Source organism: Kitasatospora sp. NPDC053308 (assembly GCF_055585785.1).
On sequence record NZ_JBVJJY010000026.1, the window covers coordinates 20,150 to 41,712 of the forward strand.

A 21,563-nucleotide genomic window follows, 5' to 3' on the forward strand; every position below is an offset into this window, starting at 1 on the left:
ACCCTCGGTGCACTCAGCGGGCCACCCGCGCCACCCAGGCGGCCGGGTCGTGGATCTCCTCCTTGGTCGGCAGCGTGTTCGGCGAGGTCCACACCCGGTTGAACCCCTCCATGCCGACCTGCTCCACCACCCCGCGCACGAACACCGCGCCGTCCTGGTACTGCCGCAGCTTGGCGTCCATGCCCAGCAGCCGGCGCAGCAGCAGGTCCAGCCGGTTCGCGCCGCGGTCCCGGCGCTGCTGGAACTTCTCCCGGATCTCCGCGACCGTCGGCACCACGGCCGGTCCCACGCCGTCCATCACCACGTCCGCGTGGCCCTCCAGCAGCGACATCACCGCCGTCAGCCGGCCGAGGATCTCCCGCTGCGCGGGCGACTGGACGATCTCCAGCAGGTTCGAGGAGGAACCCTCCCGCCCGCCGACACCCGGCAGCCCGCCGAGCGAACCGGCCGCGTCCCGCAGGCGCTCCAGCAGCGCACCCGGGTCGACGTCCGTCTCGGAGAGGAAGGACTGCACCTCGGACTGGATGTGATCGCGCAGCCACGGCACCGCGGTGAACTGCGTGCGGTGCGTCTCCTCGTGCAGACAGACCCAGAGCCGGAAGTCCGACGGGTCGACGTCCAGCTCCCGCTCGACGTGCACGATGTTCGGCGCCACCAGCAGCAGCCGGCCGGGCCCTGGGCCCTCGGGCCCCAACCGCGGCTTGTCGAACAGCGCCGCCGGGCTGTCCGGGGCCTCCAGCGAGGGCTCCGCCGGGGCGAAGGTCTCGTACTGGCCCAGCACCTTGGTCGCCAGGAACGCCAGCAGCGCACCGACCTCGATGCCGGTCGCCTTCTCCCCCACCGCGCCGAACACCCCGGCCGTCGCGCTGTTCGCGCGCCGCGCCTGCAGCTTCTCCACCAGTGGCTGGACAACCGTCCGGAAGCCCGCCACGTTGGCCCGCACCCAGCCGGGGCGGTCCACCACCAGCACCGGGGTCGCCGTGGCCCGGGCCAGACTCGACGACTGCATGCCGGTGAACGCCCGTACGTGCTCCTCCGCCTCCAGGGCGTGCCGGCGCAGCTCGGCGACCACCGCCGCCGCCTCCGCCCGGCTCACCTCCGGCCCCGGCCGCACCAGTCTGGTCGCGGTTGCGACCGCGAGGTTCCAGTCGACCATGTCAGCACCGCCACTCGCGCTCGTCATGCCCTCACCGTACGTGCTCCCCACCACCAACGGCAGCCACCCGGCGCGAACGCTCCTCTCCGGACCTCCCGCGGCCCGGCCTCCCGGCACCGGAGCGGAACCGGCCGGTACGCCGGCTCGCCTCCGACACCGGGACGGTGACCGACCGCTGCCACCCGGGCGGCAGCGTCGGCGGAGGGGCGCGTGGCCCCGCGCGGAAGGGGTGGACGTGGCGTCCGGGTCGACGACGGCAGGCCCTCCCGGAGCACTCCGCGCCGCCCGGGCGGGAGGGCGGCGCGGCGAGGACGAACGGGCGAACCGACGGCTGACCAGGGCAACCCCCGGAGCACCGGAGTACCCCCGCACGGAAGGGGACGGGACGTACCGCCCGAGTCATCGCCGGCGAGCCTCCTGGAGCGCTCCGGCCGCTCGGGCACGGAAGGGCGGCGGGGCGAGGACGGACGGCTGAGTCGACCAGCAGGCCGCCGGCAGGCGGAGCGGCCCGCGCAGGAGGGGACGCGAAGGTGGCGCCGGGGCCGGCGGAGGGTGTCCGGACGCCCTCCCGGTCGGTCCGGCTGCGGCCACCGCCGTTTCCGCTCCTCCCTGCCCGGGCGGGCGGACCGCCGGCGGGGCCGCGTGCTGTGCGCCGCTCGGGCGCGGGAGGGCGGGGGTGGAGGGGTCTGGGGGGTCAGTCAGTGGCAGCCGCAGGTGGCGAGGCGGGCGGCGATCCGGTCCAGGGCGGCGCGGGCGGTGTCGACGTTGACCGTGGCGGGCGGACGGGTCATCACGGCGAAGGCGAGGAGGCGGCCGTCGGCGTCGACGACGGTGCCGGCGAGGGTGCTGACGCCGGTGAGGGTGCCGGTCTTGGCGCGGATCAGGCCGGCCGCGTCGGCGGCGCCCGAGCCGGAGCCGTAGCGCTTGCCGAGGGTGCCGGTGAAGCCGGCGACCGGGAGGCCGGTGAGCACCGGGCGCAGGGCGGGGTGCTGGTCGGAGGCGGCCAGGGACAGCAGGCGGACCAGGACGGCGGGCGGGATCGCGTTGCCCGGGTGCAGGCCGCTGCCGTCGTTGAGGACCACGTCGGCCATCGGCACTCCGAGCCGGCTGAGCTCCTGGGTGACGGCGGCGGCCGCCCCTTCGAAGCTCGCCGGCTGGTGGGCGGCGAGGGCGGCCTGACGGGCGATCGCCTCGGCGAGCTGGTTGTCGGAGGTGGTCAGCAGGCGCTCGACCAACCGGGCGACCGTCGGCGACTCGACCCGGCCGAGGACGGGTGCGTCGACGGCGGCGGGGGCCGCCGCGGGCCTGGGCCGGCCCTCCACGGTGACGCCCTGGGCCTTGAGCAGGGCGGCGAAGGCCTCGGCGGCCGCGCCGGCCGGGTCGGCGACGCGGGCCGGGGCGTCCTCGCGGCTCTTCGGGTCCACCTTGGCCTCGTCCACCATCAGCGGGACGACCAGGGCGATGTTCTGCCCGTCGTGGTTCTTGTGCTGCGGGCCGCCCTCGTACAGCGAGAGGTCGTAGTCGAGGGTGACGGTGGTGGTGCCGGCCGCGGCGAGGGCGGCGGCGGTCTGCCGGGCGAGCGCGTCCAGGGAGGCGGGGGCGGTGTCGGGGTCGGCGGGCTGCCCGCCGATCTGCACCTGGTCGGCCGGGAGCGCGGTGAGCGTCGGGTCGCCGCCGCCGACCAGGGTGATCGTGCCCGGGGCCGCGCCGCGGACCACCTTGGTGCTCAGCCGGGTGTCCCCGGGGATCAGCGACAGCGCCGCGATCGAGGTGGCGAGCTTGGTGGTGGAGGCGGGGGTGGCCGGCGTGTTCTCCCCGGAGCCGTACAGGAGTTGGCCGCCGGCGGCGTCCGAGACGGCGAAGGTGACCTCGCCGAGGTTGCGGTCGGCGACGGCGGCGGCGAGCGCCTGCTGGAGGCCCGCAGCAGTGGGGAGGGCGGCCGCCGGGCCGGCCTCGGCGGCGGCCAGGACGGCGGCCGGGGCGGGGGCCGGGCGCCCGGTGGCCGGGGCGCCGCCGGCGCTGGGCGAGCCGGCGGGCAGCCCGGAACGACGGGTGGGCGTGGGGCCCGGAATGTCACCCGGCCGGGGCTTGGCGGTGGCCTTCCCGCGGTCGCCCTTCTTACCGTCGTGCCCGCCCTGGCTGTCGTGGTCCTCGTCCTCGCCCTGCCCGGCGCTGTGCCCGCCCGGGGTCGGCGCGGGCTGCGCGTACGCACCGCCCGAGACCAGGACCGTCCCGGCGACCAACAGCGCCGCTCCGAACAGCCCCGCGGCCGTCCCCCTGCGGCGGCGAGCCGCCCCTCCCCCTGTGCCCACCGACGGGCCCCTTTCCCGAGCACTCACTCCCGTAGGAGACACTTGGATTCTGTCAGTCCCTACCTTGGAGGAACCGTTGGAGTTCGACGTCCTTATCGAAATCCCGAAGGGCTCTCGTAACAAGTACGAGGTCGACCACGAGACCGGCCGTCTGCGGCTCGACCGGATGCTCTTCACCTCGACCCGCTACCCGGCCGACTACGGCTACGTCGAGGGCACGCTCGGCGAGGACGGCGACCCGCTGGACGCCCTGGTCATCCTGGACGAGCCGACCTTCCCGGGCTGCCTCATCAAGTGCCGCGCGATCGGCATGTTCCACATGACCGACGAGGCCGGCGGCGACGACAAGCTGCTCTGCGTCCCGGCGACGGACCCGCGCTGGGAGCACCTGCGCGACATCCACCACGTGTCGGAGTTCGACCGCCTGGAGATCCAGCACTTCTTCGAGGTCTACAAGGACCTGGAGCCCGGCAAGTCCGTCGAGGGTGCCAACTGGGTCGGCCGCGCCGAGGCCGAGGCCGAGGTCACCGCGTCGATCAAGCGCCTGGCGGAGCAGGGCGGCCACTGAGCCGTCGTTCCGATCTCGTTCGATCAGGCAGTTCGAGGTAGGTCGGGACAGCCTGGGGCCGGGGTCCGCGGATTCGTCCGCGGACCCCGGCCTCTGTCGTGTCCGGGGACGGAACGGGCCGCAGGCCGCATCCGCGCCACGGCGCGTGTTGCCGACAGCCCGTCGGCTCCACGGGGAGGCGCCCGCGTGCCGGTGAGCCGTCGGAGGACCGGGCCGTCCCGGGGCGCGGCCGGACCGGGGCGGCCGCGCCCCGGGGATCCGGTCAGCCCGCGGGCTCCGGTGAGCCCGCGGATCCCGCCGGTCAGTCCTCCAGCCGGAAGCCGACCTTCATGCAGACCTGGAAGTGCTTGATCCGGCCGTCCTCCAGATGGCCCCGGACCTGCGAGACCTCGAACCAGTCGAGGTTGCGCAGCGTCCGGGCGGCCCGCTCCACCCCGTTGCGGATCGCGGCGTCGACGCTCTCGGTCGAGGACCCGACGATCTCGGTCACCCGGTACACGTGGTCGGTCATGGCGGACTCCCTCAGCTGTGCGACGGCCCCCGGTCCACCGTGCACCGCCCCCGCGCCGCCCGCACCCCGGCGGACGGCCACCGGGGTGCGCGACGCGGGCTCAGAACGCCGCCCGGACCTGCCCGACCGGGACGCCGCCGCCGTACAGCGGGGCCTCGCCGATCCGCTCCACGGTCTCGTCCGCCCCGGTCACCCCGAGTCGGCGCAACGCGGCCGCCAGCACCGGTCCGCGGGCGCGCTCGGCGCCGTCGTCGATCTTGAAGGCCAGCGCGCGGCCGTCCGGCAGCGCCACGACCTGGACGGCTTCGGCGCCCATCTTGGACAGCGCGCCCGGGATCGCCCGCATCAGCCAGGTGTCGGCCCGACGGGTGCCGGCCACGTACTCGGGGTGGGCGCGCATCGCGTCGGCCACCCGGCGCGGCGCGGAGCCCTCGGCGGCCAGCACCAGGCTGCGGTACCCGCGGGCCAGGCCGGTCAGTGTGACGGTCAGCAGCGGGGCGCCGCAGCCGTCCACACCGGTGTGCGCGGAGGTCTCGCCGGTGCCCTCCTCCAGGGCCTCGCGGGCCAGCCGCTGGATGGGGTGGGCGGGGTCGAGGTAGCTCGCGGTGTCCCAGCCGTTGGCCACGCAGGCGGCCAGCCAGCCGGCGTGCTTGCCGGAGCAGTCCATCAGGATCGGGGCGCGGTGGCCGCCGGCGGCGAGCAGCAGTTCCGCCTCGGTCTCGTCCAGCGGCAGGTCGGCCGGGGTGCGCAGGGCGGACTCGTCGAGTCCGGCGGACTCGAGGATGGTCCGCACACCGGCCAGGTGAAACGATTCTGCTGAGTGGCTGGAGGCCGCCAGCGCCAGCAGCTCGCCCCCCAGCTCCAGCCCGGCCCGCAGCGTCGCCACCGCCTGGAAGGGCTTGGCGGTCGACCGCGGGAAGACCGGCGCGCCCGGGTCCCCCAGCGCGAGTTCGACCGAGCCGTCGGCGGCGAGCAGCACCAGGGACCCGTGGTGGCGACCCTCGACGAAGCCGGATCGTATGACCTCGGCGAGAACGGGCGCGGTGGCGAGCTGGGGCATGCGGATGGTGCCTTCCGGGGCGAGGGTGGACCGGGAGCGAGCCCGGGCCGAACCCGCCCGCGGCGACTCACCCGGTCAGAGCGGCCCCCCTGCGAGCAGGTCGTCGACCCGTGCTTCCCCATCACGGTACCTGCGGGTGATCTCGGCGTTGCAACCGTCGGCCGTGCGCAGCAGCCGCTGGCGCCGTCCGGACACCTCCCGCTCGTGCGCCCGCAGCCGCTCCAGGGCGGCCAGCAGCTCCTCGGCCGGGTGCGCGGCCAGATCGGCCAGCTGGACGTCGCCCATCAACGCGTCCGCTTCCAGCCGGGACTCCCGGGTGCGCGGCGGCCCGAGCGTGACGTGCCGGGCCGAACGGCGCACCGTGGAGGGCGCGTCGCTGAGGATGGCCGGCAGCCGGTCCAGCAGGTCGCCGGGGGACGGGTCGGGGCCGGACACGCCGGCCGAGCGGACCGGGCCCACGCCGGGGCGCCGGTCCAGCTCGGCGCGCAGGATGTCCATCCGCCCGTGCAGCAGCCGCCGCAGGTAGGACAGGTCGGCCTCCTGCTCCAGCGTCTCCCGGCGCAGCACCCGCAGCTGGTCCAGGCCCAGCCGCTCCAGATCGGGCTCGTCCTCCACGGCCGCCACCGGTCCGCCCGGGCTCCCGGGGGCCTGCGCCCCCTGCCTGGACCGGTCCCGCGCCGCGCTGCTCGCGTCCATCACCCAACCACCTGCCGTCGTCCGATCCCGCCCGCTCGCGGCACCCCGTCCCTGCCGCCGGTCCGGCCCGTCCCCCGACGGGCTCGGCGTTCCGTCCGTCGGCACGCCCGGGAGCCCCCCGGAGGTTGCGCTCCCCGGCCGCGAACACCCGAAGGGGTGAACACCACCGGAACACCTGACCCACCGGCTCGACCGCCCGGTCGAACCCGGCCCGGCGCGGCGGACCTCATGGCGCCCCGGACCTTCGTACGGTCCCCCAGCGTGCCACCCCGCCCGGCGCGGGCGCACCGCCCGTGCACCCGAACGGCCCCCTGGCGAACGGGGGTGGCTGATATGACGAGCCCTTTCCGCAGGAAGAGTGGCGCCCGAACCAGCGCAGGCGCCCACATCACGGCGTGCGCCACCCTCGTGCACGCCCCTCCCGTGCGCCCTGGGACAACCCCTGTGACGCATGTGGGGGACGCGGCGCATCGGACGGAACGCGCGAGGGGCGCGCGGGGCCCGAGGGAGGCGGCGACGAGGACGGGCTGGGGCGACCTCCGGCACGCGCGCGGCGGGGCGCACGGCCGCGATAGGGGGCGCGGGCCGCCAGAGAGCGCGGCACCGCGGCGGGCCGCCCCGGCGGCCGACCGCCGGGCGCCCCCGCCCGGGGCCCTCCGTCAGCGGTCCGGCGCTCCGGCACAATGGCGGCATGCGAGCAGTGGTGCAGCGAGTGACCGAGGCCCGGGTGACCGTGGCCGGTGAGACCGTCGGTGCGATCGAGGGGCCCGGGCTCTGCGTCCTGGTCGGCGTCACGCACGACGACACCGAGGCCAAGGCCGCCCAACTGGCCCGCAAGCTGTGGACCCTGCGGCTGCTGCCGGCGAACGAGGAGGGCGTGGAGCAGTCCTGCTCCGACCTCGGCGCACCCCTGCTGGTGATCAGCCAGTTCACGCTCTACGGCGACGCCCGCAAGGGCCGCCGCCCCACCTGGAACGCCGCCGCCCCGGGCCCGGTCGCCGAACCGCTGGTGGACGAGGTGGTCGCCCGGCTGCGCGCGCTGGGCGCCAAGGTGGAGACGGGCCGGTTCGGCGCCGACATGCGGGTGGCGCTGGTGAACGACGGCCCGTTCACCGTCCTCGTCGAGGTCTGAAGCACCCGGAGTCCGGAACGCCCCGGGGCCCGCCCGGACCCGAAGCACCCGGAGGCCGGAGGACCGGGCCTACTGCGGGACGATCACGTCCTGGGTGCCCGGCACCGTCCCGGCCAGCAGCACCGCGTCCACCGGGACGTTCCGCTTGACGATCGCCAGCGCGATCGGCCCCAGCTCGTGGTGCCGGGCCGAGGAGGTCACGAAGCCCAGCGCCCGCCCGTCCGGTTCGGTGGCCGACCGCACCTCGGTGCCGTGCGGCGGCAGCGTCTCCTCGGTGCCGTCCAGGTGCAGGAAGACCAGCCGGCGCGGCGGGCGGCCCAGGTTGTGCACCCGGGCGACGGTCTCCTGGCCGCGGTAGCAGCCCTTCTGCAGGTGGACGGCGGTGCGCAGCCAGTCCACCTCGTGCGGGATGGTCCGGTGATCGGTCTCGAAGCCGAGCCGGGGCCGGTGGCCCTCGATCCGCAGCGCCTCGTACGCCCAGACGCCGGCCGCCGGCCCGTACCCGGCGGTGAGCCTCTCCAGCTCGCCGCGCGGCACGAACAGGTCGCGCCCGTACGGGAGTTCGCGGACGGCGGCGGCGCCCTCGGCGGAGGCGGCGGAGCCGGCCGGCAGGTGGACCACGGCGTACTCGGCGGTCGCGTCGGCGACCTCCACCCGGTAGAAGAACTTCATGCTCTCCAGGTAGCCGACCAGCGCCTGCTGGGTGCCCGGCTCGACGTGCGCCCAGGTGGTGGTGCCGTCGTCCACCAGGTAGAGCGCGTGCTCGACGTGCCCGTTCGGGGAGAGCACCAGCGCCTCGGTGGCCTGCTGCGCGGGCAGTTCGCTGACGTGCTGGGTGAGCAGCAGGTGCAGCCAGGCGAGGCGGTCCGCGCCGGTGACGGTGACCACCCCGCGGTGCGAGAGGTCGACGAAGCCGGTGCCCCGCGCGAGGTGGCGTTGCTCCCGGAAGAGGTCGCCGTAGTGGGCGGCGACGCCCTCGTCGGCCCCCTCGGCGGGGACGGCTCCGGGCAGGGCAAGCAGCGGGCTCTTCACACCGGTCATACCGGCCAGCTTACGGCCGGTCGTCGGCGAGCTTGGCGGTGCAGTCGGCGCAGCGGCCGAAGATGGCGAAGTGCTTGAGGTCGGTGTCGAAGCCGTGCTGCGCGCGCAGGCTGTCGATCAGCGGCTGGGCGATCTCGGTCCCGGTCTCGGTGACCTTCTCGCAGTCCCGGCAGACCAGGTGCAGGTGGTGGTGGCGGCCGGCCAGGTGGTAGGTCGGGGCGCCGTGGCCGAGGTGGGCGTGCGAGACCAGGCCCAGCTCCTCCAGCAGCTCCAGGGTCCGGTAGACGGTGGAGATGTTGATGCCGCTGGCCGTCCGGCGGACGTGGCAGAGGATGTCGTCCGGAGTGGCGTGGTCGAGCGCGTCGACGGCCTCCAGCACGAGCTGCCGCTGCGGCGTGAGGCGGTATCCGCGCTCGCGCAGGTCGCTCTTCCAGTCGCCGGAGAGCTGCCAGTCGGTGGTGCCGGTGTCCGCCACGGGTCTGTCCCTGCCAAGGTCGGGGGTCCTGAGGCAAGTGTAGGGACCGGTCGTGGACCGGTCCCCACCCTTGCGCGGACTGCGCCTACTTGAAGCGCCTACTTGAAGAAGGCGATGCCGTCGTCCGGCAGGTCGTTGATGTCCTTGATCAGCTGCGCCGGGCTGAGCACCTTCTTCAGCTGCGCGGACATGTACGGGCGCAGCGGCACGTTCGGGGCGGCCTTCTCGCCGACCCAGAGCAGCTCGCCGTTGACGAAGCCGTACAGCCGCTTGCCGCCGGAGTACTCCGGCGAGCCCTCGATCCGCGCCACCGCGTCGGTGGAGACGTCGACCTGGGGCTTGCCGTCGGCCAGCTCGCCGTACCAGATCTCGACCGTGCCGTCGTCGCGGACGGAGGAGATCTCGATCCCGCGGACGCCGGAGGTGCCGTCGGTGTTGCTCGTGATGCGCCAGAACGCGTGCTCGTTCTCCAGCGGACGGACCTTCTCACCCTCGCCGTTCAGCACCCAGGTGCGGGAGCGGAACTCCAGGAAGGGGCGGCCGTCGTGGCGGATCACGATCTCCTGGCCGAAGTTGCACTTCTCCGTGCCCGGGAAGTCGTAGACGCCCGCGCCCTCCCAGGTGCCGAGGAGGAAGGCGAGCGGCACGACGTCCTTGTGGAGGTCAGAGGGGATCTCGATCATGTTCCTGGTCGCTGTCGTCGTCGGTGTGGGGCTGCCTCAACCGTACGGCAGGCTCAGCGCTGGCCCTGGTACAGCTTCATCACCGAGAAGATGGCGAACCAGGTGATCAGCACGGCCATCAGGGCCAGCAGACCGTCGAAGAACATTTCCAGACCGGACACGGGGGGCTCCCAGGCGGCGACAGTGTGGTGGATTTTGCTCCGGTCACTCTATCCGTCGGGCTCCGAGCGGTCGCGGTGAGCCCCACCACGTCGCGGTTTTCCGCCGCGGCCACCGCGCCGCCCAAGCTTTGCCCACGGGTTCCCGGGATGACGGACGGCGGGGCCGACGCGACCTCTAAGGTGGCGCCATGTCGAAGAAACTGGTCATCAAGGTCACCGCAGGGGCGGACGCGCCGGAGCGGTGCTCGCAGGCGTTCACGGTGGCGGCGGTGGCGGTCGCCAGTGGGATCGAGGTCTCGCTCTGGCTGACCGGGGAGTCCTCCTGGTTCGCGCTGCCGGGCCGGGCGGCCGAGTTCGAACTGCCGCACGCGGCGCCGCTGCCGGACCTGCTGGACTCGATCCTGGCGTCCGGCTCGGTGACGCTGTGCACCCAGTGCGCGGCCCGGCGCGGGATCGAGCAGAAGGACACCGTCGAGGGCGTCCGGATCGCGGGCGCGCAGGTCTTCGTCAGCGAGATCATGGCGGACGGCGTCCAGGCGCTCGTCTACTGACGTCCGCGGTGGGGCCGTCGGCGCCCGCGGGCTACGGCCGCTGCTCGTGGTCGGGGCGGTCCCGGTCGTGGCCGGGCTCGTCCCACTTCGGGTCGTCCCAGCGCGGGTCGTTCCACCAGTCGTCGTCCGGGTCCCGCTTGTTCGCGAACACGGCCGCGGCCGGCGGGATCACCATCGCGACCACGCACATGCCGATCGCCGCGCCGACCGAGAAGAACCGCACCACGCCCCAGGCCAGGACGAACAGGCCCAGGCACACGCCCATCATGGCGAAGTAGTAGCGACGCCGCCGCCTTCCCTGCACCCCTCCACGGTACGGCCGAGGGCCCCTGCGCGGCAGGGGCCCTCGGGGGTGTCACACTCCGGTCCGCACCGGTCAGACCGCGATCGCGACCTCGACGGCGGTGCCCTGGGAGGCCACCACCTGACGGTCCACGGTCTGGCCCGGCACCAGCGCGCGCAGGGTCCACTTGCCCGGACGGGCGAAGAACCGGAACTGGCCGGTCGCCGAGGTGGGCACCTCGGCCGTGAACTCGTTGTTCTCGTCCAGCAGCCGGACGTAGCCGTTGACCGGCTCTCCGTCGCGGGTCACCGAACCCTGGATGATCGTCTCGTTCGCCACGTCAACTCCTGCCAGGTCCGGGCCGCCGGCCTTCGCACCGCACATGTCTGTACTTCCCTTCTGACTTACGGGTCGAGCCGGGGCTCAGTTGCTGCCGAGCTCGATCGGCACGCCGACGAGGCTGCCGTACTCGGTCCACGAGCCGTCGTAGTTCTTGACGTTCTCCTGACCGAGCAGCTCGTGCAGCACGAACCAGGTGAGCGCCGAGCGCTCGCCGATACGGCAGTAGGCGATGGTGTCCTTCGCCAGATCGATGCCCTCGGCCTCGTACAGCGCCTTGAGCTCGTCGTCGCTCTTGAAGGTGCCGTCGTCGTTGGCGTTCTTCGCCCACGGGATGTTGCGGGCGCTCGGCACGTGGCCGGGGCGCTGCGACTGCTCCTGGGGGAGGTGGGCCGGGGCGAGCAGCTTGCCGGAGAACTCGTCGGGCGAGCGGACGTCGACCAGGTTGAGGTTGCCGATGGCCGCGATCACGTCGTCGCGGAAGGCGCGGATCGAGGAGTCGGCGGCCTGGGCCTTGTACTCGGTGGCGGGGCGGACCGGCACCTCGGCGACCAGGTCGCGGGAGTCCAGCTCCCACTTCTTGCGGCCGCCGTCCAGCAGGCGGACGTCGCCGTGGCCGTACAGCTTGAAGTACCAGTAGGCGTACGAGGCGAACCAGTTGTTGTTGCCGCCGTACAGGACGACGGTGTCGTCGTTGGCGATGCCCTTGGCGCTGAGCAGCGCCTCGAAGCCCGCCTGGTCGATGAAGTCGCGGCGGACCGGGTCCTGGAGGTCCTGCTTCCAGTCGATCCGGACGGCGTTGCGGATGTGGTTCTTGTCGTAGGCGGAGGTGTCCTCGTCGACCTCGACGATGACGACCTTCGGGTCGTCCAGGTGGGCCTGGACCCAGTCGGCGTCGACCAGGACGTCGCTGCGGCTCATGGTGGTGTTCTCCATCCGAGGGCGGTGGGCGGAAGGTGCTGCTCAGGAGGGTGCTGCAGGGTCGCCCGGGCGGAGCGGTCCGAAACTCCGTCCGAATACTGGGACGGGAGAGGCGGGCCGGTGGGGCCGGGCGGGGACTGCGGAGTGCATCGGCGCCGGTCCACGCACACGGGCGGGAACGGTCGCCGGGGAGGTCGGCGGGGGGCGTCAATTGCCCTGCCAGGACGCCGAGTCAGCGCATTCGACACAGACAGGCGGACACGCGGCACAGGTCGACCGCCCGCCGCTTCGTGAGATCCGTCTGTCGCTTCATGCCGACGATGCTAGGGACACCGGCGGCCCGCTGTCATCAGCGTATCGAATATCGAGATCGAAACAGTCGAATGGCGGGATTCGACCCCGCGCGGGACCACCGGGCCCGGCCGAGCCCGCCCCGGGCGGCGCACAAGGGCCGGAAACGACACCGCTCCGCGGTCGGCGCTGGACAGCGCGTCTCGCGGAGCGGAACGTTTCAGCGGAGCCCCGGCCGGGTTTCCGCCAGGCTTCGGCGGTGCGTCGGCGGTGCTCGGCGGTGCGTCCGCCGGGCTTCGGCGGACTTCGGCGGGCGCGGCTCAGCCCAGGAGCTTGACGCCCTTGCCGTCGAAGGTCAGCTGGAGGCCCTCCGGCAGCGGTGTCACCCCGTCCTGGTCGCCCTGCTTGGCGGCCAGCTTCAGCCCGGCCGGCAGCGAGTCGAGGGTGAAGCTCAACGGCTCGATCTGCTGGTTGGCGGCCCCGGCCAGCATGCCCGCCAGGGAGGTCAGCCGGAAGCCGTCCACCGTGACGGTGTTCCCGTCGTTGTGCACGGTGCCCTCGCCGATCGCGACCGGGCCCAGCGAGGCCTTGACCTTGCCCGGCCCGCCGTAGGACAGGCTCAGCCGGGTGTTGCCGCCCACCGGCAGCTTGGTGCCCTTCAGCAGCTGGGAGGCCGGCGGCAGCAGCTGCGCGAGGTCCGGGTAGGAGATCACACCGCTGCCGGTACCGCTGTCCACCGTGGCGCTGTTCATGCTGTCGCCCACCTCGACGCCGGCGAGCTTGGCCTTGAACGAGTGCAGCGCCACCTGCCGGTTGCCGTCGCCGACGGTCAGGCCGTCGGCCGAGATCCGGACGTCGTCCAGCTTCATCGACAGCACCTGGGTGAGGAACGGGAAGCCCTCGATCGAGACGTCGGGCCGCTGGCTCATCCGGCCGCTCTTGACGATCCGGTCGGCGGCCTCGTCCTCGGCGACGCCGACCGCGATCCGGTCGGCGCCCACCAGGAGGCCGGAGACCACCACCAGGCCGATCGTCGCCTTCAGCCATCCGCGCATCGTGTCCCCCGTCGTCGCCGGTCGCTGTGCTCGTTCGCTGCCGCTGTCGCTGTCGTTGCCGTGGCTGCCGTCCGCTGCCGCTCGTCGTCCCCTGGCGGCGCGCGGACCGGGCCGCTCCCGCACGACCGTACGACGTCCCGCCCCGGAGCATGGTTCCGGGGCGGGACGTCGTACGGGAAGGGAGGCCTCCGCCCCCGGCGGTCAGGCCAGCAGGTCGGTGGCGATCCAGATCAGCGGGGCGGCCACCGCCAGCGGCAGCGCCACACCCGCCGTCATGTGCACGAAGCGGGACGGGAAGTCGTACGCCGCGACCCTGCGGCCGACCAGCGCCCCCAGCCCCGCGAGCGCGCCCAGCGCCACCGGGGCACCCACCGCCAGGCCCAGCGCGACGGCCGCCACCAGGCCCAGGACCGGGCCCAGCTGCTTCGGGCCGGGCAGCGGCGCCGCGGCCAGCAGGGTGGCCAGCGCGACCGCGCCCACTCCGGCCGGCACCCAGTCGGCCAGCAGCAGCGTGGTGCACAGCGCCGTCACCACGGTGGCCGAGCCCAGCACGGTCAGCGCGTAGAACCGCTCCTTCGGGTCCGACGGACGGAACGTCTGCAGCACCAGGACCAGCAGGAAGAACCCGCCCAGGGTGCCCACCACGGCCGCCACGCCGCCGTCGGAGTCCGCCAGCAGCACCGCCGCGTCCGCCGTGAAACCGGCCAGCGCGGCGAGCAGGATCCCCTGGCGGGCCGGCCACATGCCGTTCAGCCGGAACCAGCCGGCCGCCGTCAGCAGCTGGAGCAGCGCGACCACCAGGGCCAGCGCCACCTGCCCGAGCGCGGCACCGCCGGCCAGCAGCGCGGCCGTGCCGGCCGTGATCAGGGCCGGCTGCAGCCCCGGGTCGACGATCGGCGAGCCGGTCCGCCCGCTCGGGGCGGCGGGCGGTGCGGGCTGGGCCGCGGCCGCCGCGAAGGGCGGCACGGCCGGGGCGAACCCCGGACCCGGCCGACCGGGCTGGCCCACCTGGCCCACCTGGCCCGGCTGACCGGGCCGGCCCACCGGGCCGGGGGCGGCCGGGCGCTTGAGCGTCATGGTCGGCTGGTCGAGGGCCGCCGCCTGCTGAGCGGCCTCCGGCTGCGGAGCCGGGGCGGCGTGCCGGGCGCGGGCCCGGGGCTGCCCCTGGGGCTCGGCCTGCGCCTGCTGCTGCGGCGACCGGCCCGGCGGCTGCTGAGGCGCCCGGACCTGCCCGGGGTACTGCCCCGACGGGGCGGGCGCAGCGGAGGGCATCGCTCCGGAGACCACCACCGGCGGCAGCAGGGTCGTCGCCGCCTCGTCCATCGCCGGCACGGGCGGCAGCAGCGCGGTCGCGGCCGGGTCGTCGAAGGCCGGCACCGGCGGCAGCACCGTGGTCGCCGCCGCGTCGTCCACCGGGTAGCCGTACGGCGGCGACGGCGGCTGCCGTTGCGGCGGGTACTGCGCGTGCTGCGGAGGCTGGGCGTGCTGCGGATGCCGCGCGTGCTGCGGATACCCCGGCTGAGCGGGCGGGCCCTGCGGGGCCTGGGGCTGCTGCGGCCACTCGCCGTAGCCGCCGCGGTTCGGGTCGTTCATGTCCGTCACGCCGCTCAGCCTCCCGCGAACGGCGGGAGGACCTCGACCGTCCCGCCCTCGGTCAGGGCGACGGTCGCGTGGTCCCGGGCGCCCACCTGGGCGCCGTCGACCAGGTACGAGCTGTGCCCGAGCAGCCGGACGAGCTTCGGCTTGTCGGCGTGCCGCGCCTTGGCGTCCGCCAGCGCCTCCGCGAGGGTCGCCGCCTCGTAGGGCTCCTCGGCCAGCCCGGCCTCGGACTTCGCCGCCGCCCAGTAGCGGATCGTCCCGCGCACCCGGGCGCCGCTCGCGGGCTCGGTGGTCGCGCTCATCGGGCCACCCCTTCTCGTCGTCCTCGCCGGCCCCGGGACCCCGGTCCGGCTCGCCACCGGGGCGGCCGCCCGACCACCCGAACGATGGACCCGCGCTGCGCCGCCGATGTGCGTCCCATGATGGCGTGTCCGCCACCACGACCGGCAATCGCCCCGGCCCGGCCGACCCGGTGCGGCGCTCGACGTTGTGTCCAGACTCACCCGGCGCGCGTCCGAAAAGGGCGAAGCGCCGGATTCGAACACTCCCGGTGGGCGAGCGGGTCGGCTATCCTCGACGTCCAAGAGGGATCCGGGCAGAGTCGCCCCCGGGTCCTTTTGTGCTTTCAGGACGCCAGTACGGACGTTCGTGCGATTCGTCGGCCCACCCCCGGCGCACCGCAGGAACCGGCCCGTCCGACGCGGCACAACGACGTGCCGGCCGGCCGGGACGTCGCCACCGGCGCCGGGCCGCCGCCCGGTGCCGGACCAGACCGGAGGGTTCGCGGTGATGGGCCACGCGGTGATGAGCAGGACGGAAACGGTGCGCCAGGGGTTGCGGGACCCCCGGCGGGTCAGCCGTCGCGCCCTGCGCGCCGTCCGCTCCCCCGGTACGCCCCAGGCACCCGGTGTCCTCTCCTCCCCCTCAGCACGTGCGCCATTCGGCTGTGGCGGCAGCCGTGAAGCGACCGCGACGACCCGGAAAGGGGACCACCGGGTATGAGTTCTCTGCTCCTCCTCACCAACGCACTGCAGCCCTCGGCCGAGGTACTGCCCGCCCTCGGCCTGCTGCTGCACAACGTCCGGGTGGCGCCCGCCGAGGGCTCGGCCCTGGTGGACACCCCCAGCGCGGACGTCATCCTGGTCGACGGCCGACGCGACCTGCCGCAGATCCGCAGCCTCTGCCAGCTGCTGCGCTCCACCGGCATCGGCTGCCCGCTGATCCTGGTGGTCACCGAAGGCGGCCTGGCCGCCGTGACCGCCGAGTGGGGCATCGACGACGTCCTGCTGGACACCGCCGGTCCGGCCGAGGTCGAGGCCCGGCTGCGGCTCGCGCTCGGCCGGCTCCAGGTCGTCACCGACGACAGTCCGATGGAGATCCGCAACGGCGACCTCTCGGTCGACGAGGCCACCTACTCCGCGAAGCTCAAGGGCCGGGCGCTCGATCTCACCTTCAAGGAGTTCGAGCTGCTCAAGTACCTCGCCCAGCACCCCGGCCGGGTCTTCACCCGGGCGCAGCTGCTGCAGGAGGTCTGGGGCTACGACTACTTCGGCGGCACCCGGACGGTGGACGTCCACGTCCGGCGGCTGCGCGCCAAGCTCGGCGTGGAGCACGAGCAGCTGATCGGCACGGTGCGCAACGTCGGGTACCGCTTCGTCGTCCCCGAGAAGCCCGAGAAGGGCGAGCGCCCGGACCTCGCGCAGCACCCCGCCGGCTCGTTGGAGTCCTGACCCGGCCGGGCGGGCCGTCCCCCGCCCGGCTTGTCCGGTTCATCCCGCGGTCGCCCGCCGTCCACCCGACGGCGGCCCCCGCTCCCACTGCCACCCCGCAGACCACACGCGTAGACTCCCCCCGTGGCCAAAGTGACGCGCGACGATGTAGCCCGACTGGCTGGGACCTCGACCGCGGTCGTCAGCTACGTCATCAACAACGGGCCGCGACCGGTCGCGCCCGCGACCCGGGAGAAGGTCCTCGCGGCGATCGAGCAGCTCGGCTACCGGCCGAACAGCGTCGCCCAGGCGATGGCCTCCCGTCGGACCAACCTGATCGGCATGGTCGTCCCGGACGCCCGCCAGCCGTTCTTCGCCGAGATGGCGCACGCCGTCGAACGGGCCGCCTCCGAGCGCGGCAAGCTCGTGCTGATCGGCAACTCCGACTACGTGGACGACCGCGAGGTCCACTACGTCCGCGCCTTCCTCGGGATGCGCGTCTCCGGCCTGATCCTGGTCAGCCAGGGCCCCTCGCAGCGCGCCGCGGAGGAGTTCGCCGCGATGGAGGGCGCCAAGGTGGTCCTGCTGCACCGCCGCCCCGAGGCGATCGACGACGTCGCGGTGGTCACCGACGACGTGGGCGGAGCCGAGGCCGTCGTGCGCCACCTGCTGGAGGTGCACGGACACCCGTACGTCGCCTGCTTCGGCGGCCCGGTGGAGTCCCCCGCGCCCGGCGACCCGGTCATCGACCACGTCGAGGGCTGGCAGCGCGCCATGGACGCGCACGGCGTCCCCACCGAACCGCACCTGATCGACGCGCCCTTCCACCGCTACGGCGCCTACGAGGTCGCCCTCGACGTGCTGCGCTCCCCCGACCGGCCGCAGGCGATCTTCTGCTCCACCGACGACCAGGCCATCGGCGTGCTGCGGGCGGCCCGCGAGGTCGGCCTGCGCGTCCCGGAGGACCTCGCGGTGGCCGGCTTCGACGACGTCCCGGAGGCCGCGCTCGCCGACCCGCCGCTGACCACCGTCGCCTCCGACCGCGACGCGATGGCCCGCGCCGCCGTGGACCTGGTCCTGGACGACTCGCTGATGGTGCCCGGCTCGGACACCGAGCGGGTCCGCAAGTTCCCGTCCCGCCTGGTCATCCGCCGCTCCTGCGGCTGCGACGGCGCGGCCCCCGGCCGGGCCTCGGCGGAGTAGCGCGAGGAGCGGAACAGGAACCCCCCGCTCCGCTCCGCAGGCCGCCTGACCAGGCTTTATGAGAACCCAACGGGCTTCTCTTCCCGTTCTGAGCCGGTTCTCATCCCGTCCTCATCCGCCGGGCGGAGCTTGGTCGGCATGAGCGAACAGCAGCAGCACGCCGGCGACCCGTACCAGCACCCGTACCGGGACCCGAGCCAGGACCCGTACGGCCCGTACCAGCCCCGGGTGATCGAGGGCACCGTGCTCGACAGCACCACGGGCAGCACCGCGGGCAACACCGGCCCCGCCGGGTACGCCCACCGCGAGGACCACTCCGGCGGCGGCTTCGACGGACCGCCGCCTCCCCCGCCCATGCCGCCCGAGCCGCCCACCCTCATCGGCCCCGGCTCCCCCGAGGGCCCCGAGGGCCACGGCGGTCGCGGCAGCCGGGCCCGGCGCGGCCTGCTGCGCGGCCGGCTCGCCCTGGTGACGGCCGTCGCGGCGGTCGCCGCCGTCCTGGGCGGGGTCACCGGCGGCCTGGTCGCCGCCGACCGGCAGTCCGGCGACACCCGGGTCGGCACCGTCGCCAGCCCGGTCTCCGCCCGCAGCGACGGCAGCGCCGACGTGGCGGCCATCGCCGCCGCCGTCTCGCCCAGCGTCGTCCAGATCACCGTCAAGACCGGCAACGGCACCGCCACCGGCACCGGCGTCGTCCTGGACAAGGACGGCCGGATCCTCACCAACTACCACGTGATCGACAGCGCGGCCGCCGGCGGCAGGATCACCGTCACCTTCAAGGACGGCTCCACCGCGCAGGCCGACGTCACCGGCACCGACAAGTCCCTCGACGTCGCCGTCATCACCGCCACCGGCGCCAAGAACCTCACCCCCGCCGTCCTCGGCGACTCCTCCACCGTGGCCGTCGGCGACCCGGTCGTCGCCATCGGCAACCCGGACGGCCTCACCGGCACCGTCACCTCCGGCATCATCAGCGCCGAGAACCGCGACGTCACCGTCCAGCTCGACGAGGGCAGCACCAGCGGCAACGGCGGCTTCGGCTTCCCCACCCTGCCCGGCCTGCGCGGCGGCCAGCCCCAGTCCGGCAGCGGCACCACCACGACCTACAAGGCCTTCCAGACCGACGCCGCCCTCAACCCCGGCAACTCCGGCGGCCCGCTGATCAACGCCAACGGCCAGGTCATCGGCATCAACTCGGCCATGTACGCCCCGAATGGCACCAGCTCCACCGCCGGCGGCGGCACGGCCGGCAGCGTCGGCCTCGGCTTCGCCATCCCGATCGACTCCATCAAGCAGGTCCTGCCGAAGCTCGAAGCCGGCCAGAACGTGTAGGCCGAACCCGTCCGGGCACCGCCCGCACGACGGACAATGGCTCCCAGCAGACCCAGCAGGCCCTCCACCCGACGAGAAAGGGCAGCCGCCCATGACCCCGTCCGCCGACGACCGCACCCCCGCCGAGCCCGGCCACCCCTCCGCCCGGCTCCTCGTGGTCGACGACGAACCCGCCCTCCGGGACGCCCTGGAGAGCAGCCTCGCCTTCGAGGGCTACGAGGTCGCCACCGCCACCGACGGCTACGAAGCCCTGGAATCCGTCGAACGCGACCGGCCCGACCTCGTCCTGCTGGACATCATGATGCCCCGGATGGACGGCCTCACCGCCGTCCGCCGGATGCGCTCGCGCGGCGACACCGTCCCGGTGCTGATGCTCACCGCCCGCGACGCCGTCGGCGACCGCGTCACCGGCCTCGACGTCGGCGCCGACGACTACCTCGCCAAGCCCTTCGAACTCGACGAACTGCTCGCCCGGGTCCGCGCCCTGCTGCGCCGCAACGCCCTCGCCGCCGAGGCCGCCGCCCGGGCCGCCGCCGAGGACGAGACCGAGGTCCTCTCCTTCGCCGACCTGCGGATGAACACCGCCACCCGCGAGGTCACCCGGGCCGGCAAGCCGATCGAACTCACCCGCACCGAGTTCATGCTGCTGGAGATGTTCCTCTCGCACCCCCGCCAGGTCCTCACCCGCGAACAGATCCTCAAGGCGGTCTGGGGCTTCGACTTCGAGCCGTCCTCGAACTCCCTCGACGTGTACGTGATGTACCTGCGCCGCAAGACCGAGCAGGGCGGCATGCCCCGCCTGATCCAGACCGTACGCGGCGTCGGCTACGCCCTGCGCCCGGCCGCCGGCACCCACGCGTGACCGCCGTACCCCCTCCACCCCTGGCCCCGCCCCGCACCCGGAGCCGCCGGCGGCGCCTCGCCCACTGGTTCCGCTCGCGGTCCCTGCGCAGCCGCCTCACCTTCCTCAGCGCGGCGGCGGTGGCGGTGGCCATCGCGCTGTCCGCGCTGGCGTGCTGGTTCATCGTGGAGAAGCAGCTCTACAACCAGGTCCGCACCGACCTGGTGAGCGCCGAGCCGGAGCCGCTGCCGAGGAACGGCAACTTCCCCTGCGGCAACACCCCGCAGGAAGCACTCGCGTCGTCCCTGGCCACGCCCCGGGGCAGCCGTCCGCCCACGGAGATGGGCAGTCCGCCCCTGCGGGACACCCAGAACGTCTCCTCCGACCTCTCGCACGTCTGTCTGCCGCCCGGCGCCAAGCACGCGATCGTCATCGAGCAGAGCGACGCCAAGGTGTTCGCCCTCCCCAAGGCCAAGCCGGTCACCCGTGACGGCCAGTACACCGACGGATCGCCCGCCATGGTGCGTCTGGCCTGGTACCCGAACGCCACCCCCGGCTACCCGCCGGTCCTGGTCATGGTCGCCGCGCCGACCGCCCCGGTCGAGCACTCCCTCCAGGGCCTCGCCATCCTGCTCGGCGCCGTCTCCGTCGGCGGCATCCTGCTCGCCGCCGCCGCCGGCCGCCTGGTCGCCCACTCCTCCCTCAAGCCGGTCGACCAACTCACCGACGCCGTCGAGCACATCGCCCGCACCGAGGAGGTCGGCACCACCATCCCGGTCCACGGGGACGACGAGATCGCCCGGCTGTCCACCTCCTTCAACTCGATGAGCACCGCCCTCGCCAACTCCCGCGAGCGGCAGACGCGACTGATCGCCGACGCCGGCCACGAGCTCCGCACCCCGCTCACCTCGCTGCGCACCAATGTCGACCTGCTGATCCGCAGCAACGACACCGGCCGCCCGCTCCCCCCGGCGACCAGGACCAAGCTGCTGGGCAACATGAAGGCGCAGATGCAGGAACTCACCGTCCTGATCGGCGACCTGCTCCAGCTCTCCCGCCCGGACTCCCCCAAGAGCGGCCCGAATCTCGCCGTCGTGGCCCTGCACGAGATCACCGGACGCGCCGTCGAGCGGGCGAAGCTGCGCGGCCCGGGACTGGTCTTCGAGACGAGCGCCGACCCCTGGTACGTGCACGGAGACGCGGCCGGTCTGGAACGGGCGGTGATCAACCTGCTGGACAACGCGGTCAAGTACAGCCCGCCCGGCGGCACCATCGAAGTCCGCCTGCGGCAGGGCGTGCTGACCGTCCGCGACCACGGCCCCGGCATCCCGCCGGACGAGCTCCAGTACGTCTTCGACCGCTTCTGGCGCTCGCCGTCCTCGCGCCAGCTGCCCGGCTCCGGCCTCGGGCTGTCGATCGTCGCGCAGAGCGTCCGGGAGGCCGGCGGCGAGGTCACGCTCGGCCCGGCCGCGGACGGCGGCCCGGGCGCGCTCGCCACCGTACGGCTGCCCGGCGGGCCCGCCCCGGAATGACGCCCCCGCCGCACTCCGTCACGTCCCGGCGGGGTGGGGCGGGCCAGGCCGGGGCCGGGCGGAAACAGGACGGGCGGGGCGCCCCGACAGCGCCCCGCCCGTACCGCGGGGC

At 74.2% G+C, this 21,563-nt stretch carries 23 protein-coding genes; 8 read left to right on the top strand and 15 right to left on the bottom strand.

Going from position 1 to position 21,563, the window contains the following annotated elements; all coding sequences use genetic code 11:
* Positions 1-13: 13 nt before the first annotated feature.
* Together ACZ6Y7_RS34545 and dacB are read right to left on the bottom strand one after the other, a co-directional pair.
* On the bottom strand, positions 14-1,183 hold the full coding sequence (locus ACZ6Y7_RS34545; protein WP_465761907.1) for a zinc-dependent metalloprotease: 1,170 nt from the start codon (positions 1,181-1,183) through the stop codon (positions 14-16).
* A gap of 671 nt (positions 1,184-1,854) precedes the next feature.
* The gene (gene dacB / locus ACZ6Y7_RS34550) at positions 1,855-3,468 is read right to left on the bottom strand and encodes a D-alanyl-D-alanine carboxypeptidase/D-alanyl-D-alanine endopeptidase (RefSeq protein ID WP_465761908.1); all 1,614 of its coding nucleotides are present in this window, start codon (positions 3,466-3,468) and stop codon (positions 1,855-1,857) included.
* A 76-nt stretch (positions 3,469-3,544) separates the two neighbouring features.
* On the opposite strand from dacB, the gene ACZ6Y7_RS34555 reads away from it, so the two are divergent.
* A complete protein-coding gene (locus ACZ6Y7_RS34555; RefSeq protein WP_030059594.1) occupies positions 3,545-4,036 on the top strand; it encodes an inorganic diphosphatase in 492 nt (163 codons plus the stop codon).
* A gap of 301 nt (positions 4,037-4,337) precedes the next feature.
* On the opposite strand, the gene ACZ6Y7_RS34560 is transcribed toward ACZ6Y7_RS34555, so the two are convergent.
* From ACZ6Y7_RS34560 to ACZ6Y7_RS34570, 3 genes are all read right to left on the bottom strand, one after another.
* The gene (locus ACZ6Y7_RS34560; RefSeq protein WP_402225363.1) at positions 4,338-4,547 is read right to left on the bottom strand and encodes a dodecin; all 210 of its coding nucleotides are present in this window, start codon (positions 4,545-4,547) and stop codon (positions 4,338-4,340) included.
* 100 nt (positions 4,548-4,647) lie between these two features.
* On the bottom strand, positions 4,648-5,607 hold the full coding sequence (locus ACZ6Y7_RS34565) for an asparaginase (RefSeq protein ID WP_465761909.1): 960 nt from the start codon (positions 5,605-5,607) through the stop codon (positions 4,648-4,650).
* Positions 5,608-5,682: 75 nt separating this feature from the next.
* Positions 5,683-6,303 carry an RsiG family protein gene (locus ACZ6Y7_RS34570; RefSeq protein WP_465761910.1) on the bottom strand — a complete coding sequence of 207 codons (621 nt, stop codon included), beginning with the start codon at positions 6,301-6,303 and terminating at the stop codon, positions 5,683-5,685.
* 691 nt (positions 6,304-6,994) lie between these two features.
* Between ACZ6Y7_RS34570 and dtd the strand changes: the two genes are divergently transcribed.
* Entirely contained in the window at positions 6,995-7,435 is a 441-nt protein-coding gene (gene dtd / locus ACZ6Y7_RS34575; RefSeq protein WP_465761911.1) for a D-aminoacyl-tRNA deacylase, read from the top strand.
* 69 nt (positions 7,436-7,504) lie between these two features.
* Here dtd and ygfZ read toward each other — a convergent pair whose 3' ends face one another.
* The 3 genes from ygfZ to ACZ6Y7_RS34590 form a co-directional block, all read right to left on the bottom strand.
* Positions 7,505-8,467, bottom strand: coding sequence for a CAF17-like 4Fe-4S cluster assembly/insertion protein YgfZ (gene ygfZ, locus ACZ6Y7_RS34580; protein ID WP_465761942.1), 963 nt, complete (start codon positions 8,465-8,467; stop codon positions 7,505-7,507).
* 19 nt (positions 8,468-8,486) lie between these two features.
* The gene (locus ACZ6Y7_RS34585) at positions 8,487-8,951 is read right to left on the bottom strand and encodes a Fur family transcriptional regulator (RefSeq protein WP_465761912.1); all 465 of its coding nucleotides are present in this window, start codon (positions 8,949-8,951) and stop codon (positions 8,487-8,489) included.
* A 98-nt stretch (positions 8,952-9,049) separates the two neighbouring features.
* Positions 9,050-9,634 (bottom strand): heme-binding beta-barrel domain-containing protein, encoded by a 585-nt coding sequence (locus ACZ6Y7_RS34590; protein WP_465761913.1) that lies wholly within the window; start codon positions 9,632-9,634, stop codon positions 9,050-9,052.
* Positions 9,635-9,983: 349 nt separating this feature from the next.
* On the opposite strand from ACZ6Y7_RS34590, the gene ACZ6Y7_RS34595 reads away from it, so the two are divergent.
* A complete protein-coding gene (locus ACZ6Y7_RS34595; RefSeq protein ID WP_402225378.1) occupies positions 9,984-10,346 on the top strand; it encodes a DsrE family protein in 363 nt (120 codons plus the stop codon).
* Between the two features lie 31 nt (positions 10,347-10,377).
* Here ACZ6Y7_RS34595 and ACZ6Y7_RS34600 read toward each other — a convergent pair whose 3' ends face one another.
* The 7 genes from ACZ6Y7_RS34600 to ACZ6Y7_RS34630 all read right to left on the bottom strand — a co-directional run bounded on the left by ACZ6Y7_RS34600 (position 10,378) and on the right by ACZ6Y7_RS34630 (position 15,136).
* Entirely contained in the window at positions 10,378-10,650 is a 273-nt protein-coding gene (locus tag ACZ6Y7_RS34600) for a DUF3099 domain-containing protein (protein ID WP_402225381.1), read from the bottom strand.
* A gap of 72 nt (positions 10,651-10,722) precedes the next feature.
* The gene (locus ACZ6Y7_RS34605; RefSeq protein WP_030288989.1) at positions 10,723-11,013 is read right to left on the bottom strand and encodes a DUF1416 domain-containing protein; all 291 of its coding nucleotides are present in this window, start codon (positions 11,011-11,013) and stop codon (positions 10,723-10,725) included.
* Positions 11,014-11,052: 39 nt separating this feature from the next.
* A complete protein-coding gene (locus ACZ6Y7_RS34610; RefSeq protein ID WP_465761914.1) occupies positions 11,053-11,889 on the bottom strand; it encodes a sulfurtransferase in 837 nt (278 codons plus the stop codon).
* Between the two features lie 232 nt (positions 11,890-12,121).
* Entirely contained in the window at positions 12,122-12,202 is an 81-nt protein-coding gene (locus ACZ6Y7_RS34615; protein WP_353652343.1) for an Ms5788A family Cys-rich leader peptide, read from the bottom strand.
* 298 nt (positions 12,203-12,500) lie between these two features.
* Positions 12,501-13,235 (bottom strand): LmeA family phospholipid-binding protein, encoded by a 735-nt coding sequence (locus tag ACZ6Y7_RS34620; RefSeq protein ID WP_465761915.1) that lies wholly within the window; start codon positions 13,233-13,235, stop codon positions 12,501-12,503.
* 201 nt (positions 13,236-13,436) lie between these two features.
* Entirely contained in the window at positions 13,437-14,837 is a 1,401-nt protein-coding gene (locus ACZ6Y7_RS34625) for a hypothetical protein (protein ID WP_465761916.1), read from the bottom strand.
* Between the two features lie 5 nt (positions 14,838-14,842).
* Positions 14,843-15,136, bottom strand: coding sequence for a MoaD/ThiS family protein (locus ACZ6Y7_RS34630; RefSeq protein WP_402225390.1), 294 nt, complete (start codon positions 15,134-15,136; stop codon positions 14,843-14,845).
* A gap of 696 nt (positions 15,137-15,832) precedes the next feature.
* Between ACZ6Y7_RS34630 and ACZ6Y7_RS34635 the strand changes: the two genes are divergently transcribed.
* From ACZ6Y7_RS34635 to ACZ6Y7_RS34655, 5 genes are all read left to right on the top strand, one after another.
* Positions 15,833-16,564 carry a response regulator transcription factor gene (locus ACZ6Y7_RS34635; protein ID WP_465761917.1) on the top strand — a complete coding sequence of 244 codons (732 nt, stop codon included), beginning with the start codon at positions 15,833-15,835 and terminating at the stop codon, positions 16,562-16,564.
* Positions 16,565-16,687: 123 nt separating this feature from the next.
* Positions 16,688-17,746 (top strand): LacI family DNA-binding transcriptional regulator, encoded by a 1,059-nt coding sequence (locus ACZ6Y7_RS34640; protein WP_465761918.1) that lies wholly within the window; start codon positions 16,688-16,690, stop codon positions 17,744-17,746.
* Positions 17,747-17,884: 138 nt separating this feature from the next.
* Complete coding sequence (locus ACZ6Y7_RS34645) at positions 17,885-19,078, top strand: S1C family serine protease (RefSeq protein ID WP_465761919.1); 1,194 nt, start codon at positions 17,885-17,887, stop codon at positions 19,076-19,078.
* 91 nt (positions 19,079-19,169) lie between these two features.
* Positions 19,170-19,940 (top strand): response regulator transcription factor, encoded by a 771-nt coding sequence (locus tag ACZ6Y7_RS34650; RefSeq protein WP_465761920.1) that lies wholly within the window; start codon positions 19,170-19,172, stop codon positions 19,938-19,940.
* Complete coding sequence (locus tag ACZ6Y7_RS34655; protein WP_465761921.1) at positions 19,937-21,451, top strand: HAMP domain-containing sensor histidine kinase; 1,515 nt, start codon at positions 19,937-19,939, stop codon at positions 21,449-21,451. The genes ACZ6Y7_RS34650 and ACZ6Y7_RS34655 overlap by 4 nt, the downstream gene beginning before the upstream one ends.
* Positions 21,452-21,563: the final 112 nt, after the last annotated feature.

Bases quoted from the DNA above. Each gene is read 5' to 3' on its own strand.
- ACZ6Y7_RS34545 (WP_465761907.1), bottom strand. From the start codon at position 1,183: ATGACGAGCGCGAGTGGCGGTGCTGACATGGTCGACTGGAACCTCGCG.
- ACZ6Y7_RS34560 (WP_402225363.1), bottom strand. From the start codon at position 4,547: ATGACCGACCACGTGTACCGGGTGACCGAGATCGTCGGGTCCTCGACC.
- ACZ6Y7_RS34565 (WP_465761909.1), bottom strand. From the start codon at position 5,607: ATGCCCCAGCTCGCCACCGCGCCCGTTCTCGCCGAGGTCATACGATCC.
- ACZ6Y7_RS34570 (WP_465761910.1), bottom strand. From the start codon at position 6,303: ATGGACGCGAGCAGCGCGGCGCGGGACCGGTCCAGGCAGGGGGCGCAG.
- dtd (WP_465761911.1), top strand. From the start codon at position 6,995: ATGCGAGCAGTGGTGCAGCGAGTGACCGAGGCCCGGGTGACCGTGGCC.
- ACZ6Y7_RS34590 (WP_465761913.1), bottom strand. From the start codon at position 9,634: ATGATCGAGATCCCCTCTGACCTCCACAAGGACGTCGTGCCGCTCGCC.
- ACZ6Y7_RS34595 (WP_402225378.1), top strand. From the start codon at position 9,984: ATGTCGAAGAAACTGGTCATCAAGGTCACCGCAGGGGCGGACGCGCCG.
- ACZ6Y7_RS34605 (WP_030288989.1), bottom strand. From the start codon at position 11,013: ATGTGCGGTGCGAAGGCCGGCGGCCCGGACCTGGCAGGAGTTGACGTG.
- ACZ6Y7_RS34610 (WP_465761914.1), bottom strand. From the start codon at position 11,889: ATGAGCCGCAGCGACGTCCTGGTCGACGCCGACTGGGTCCAGGCCCAC.
- ACZ6Y7_RS34615 (WP_353652343.1), bottom strand. From the start codon at position 12,202: ATGAAGCGACAGACGGATCTCACGAAGCGGCGGGCGGTCGACCTGTGC.
- ACZ6Y7_RS34620 (WP_465761915.1), bottom strand. From the start codon at position 13,235: ATGCGCGGATGGCTGAAGGCGACGATCGGCCTGGTGGTGGTCTCCGGC.
- ACZ6Y7_RS34630 (WP_402225390.1), bottom strand. From the start codon at position 15,136: ATGAGCGCGACCACCGAGCCCGCGAGCGGCGCCCGGGTGCGCGGGACG.
- ACZ6Y7_RS34635 (WP_465761917.1), top strand. From the start codon at position 15,833: ATGAGTTCTCTGCTCCTCCTCACCAACGCACTGCAGCCCTCGGCCGAG.
- ACZ6Y7_RS34645 (WP_465761919.1), top strand. From the start codon at position 17,885: ATGAGCGAACAGCAGCAGCACGCCGGCGACCCGTACCAGCACCCGTAC.
- ACZ6Y7_RS34650 (WP_465761920.1), top strand. From the start codon at position 19,170: ATGACCCCGTCCGCCGACGACCGCACCCCCGCCGAGCCCGGCCACCCC.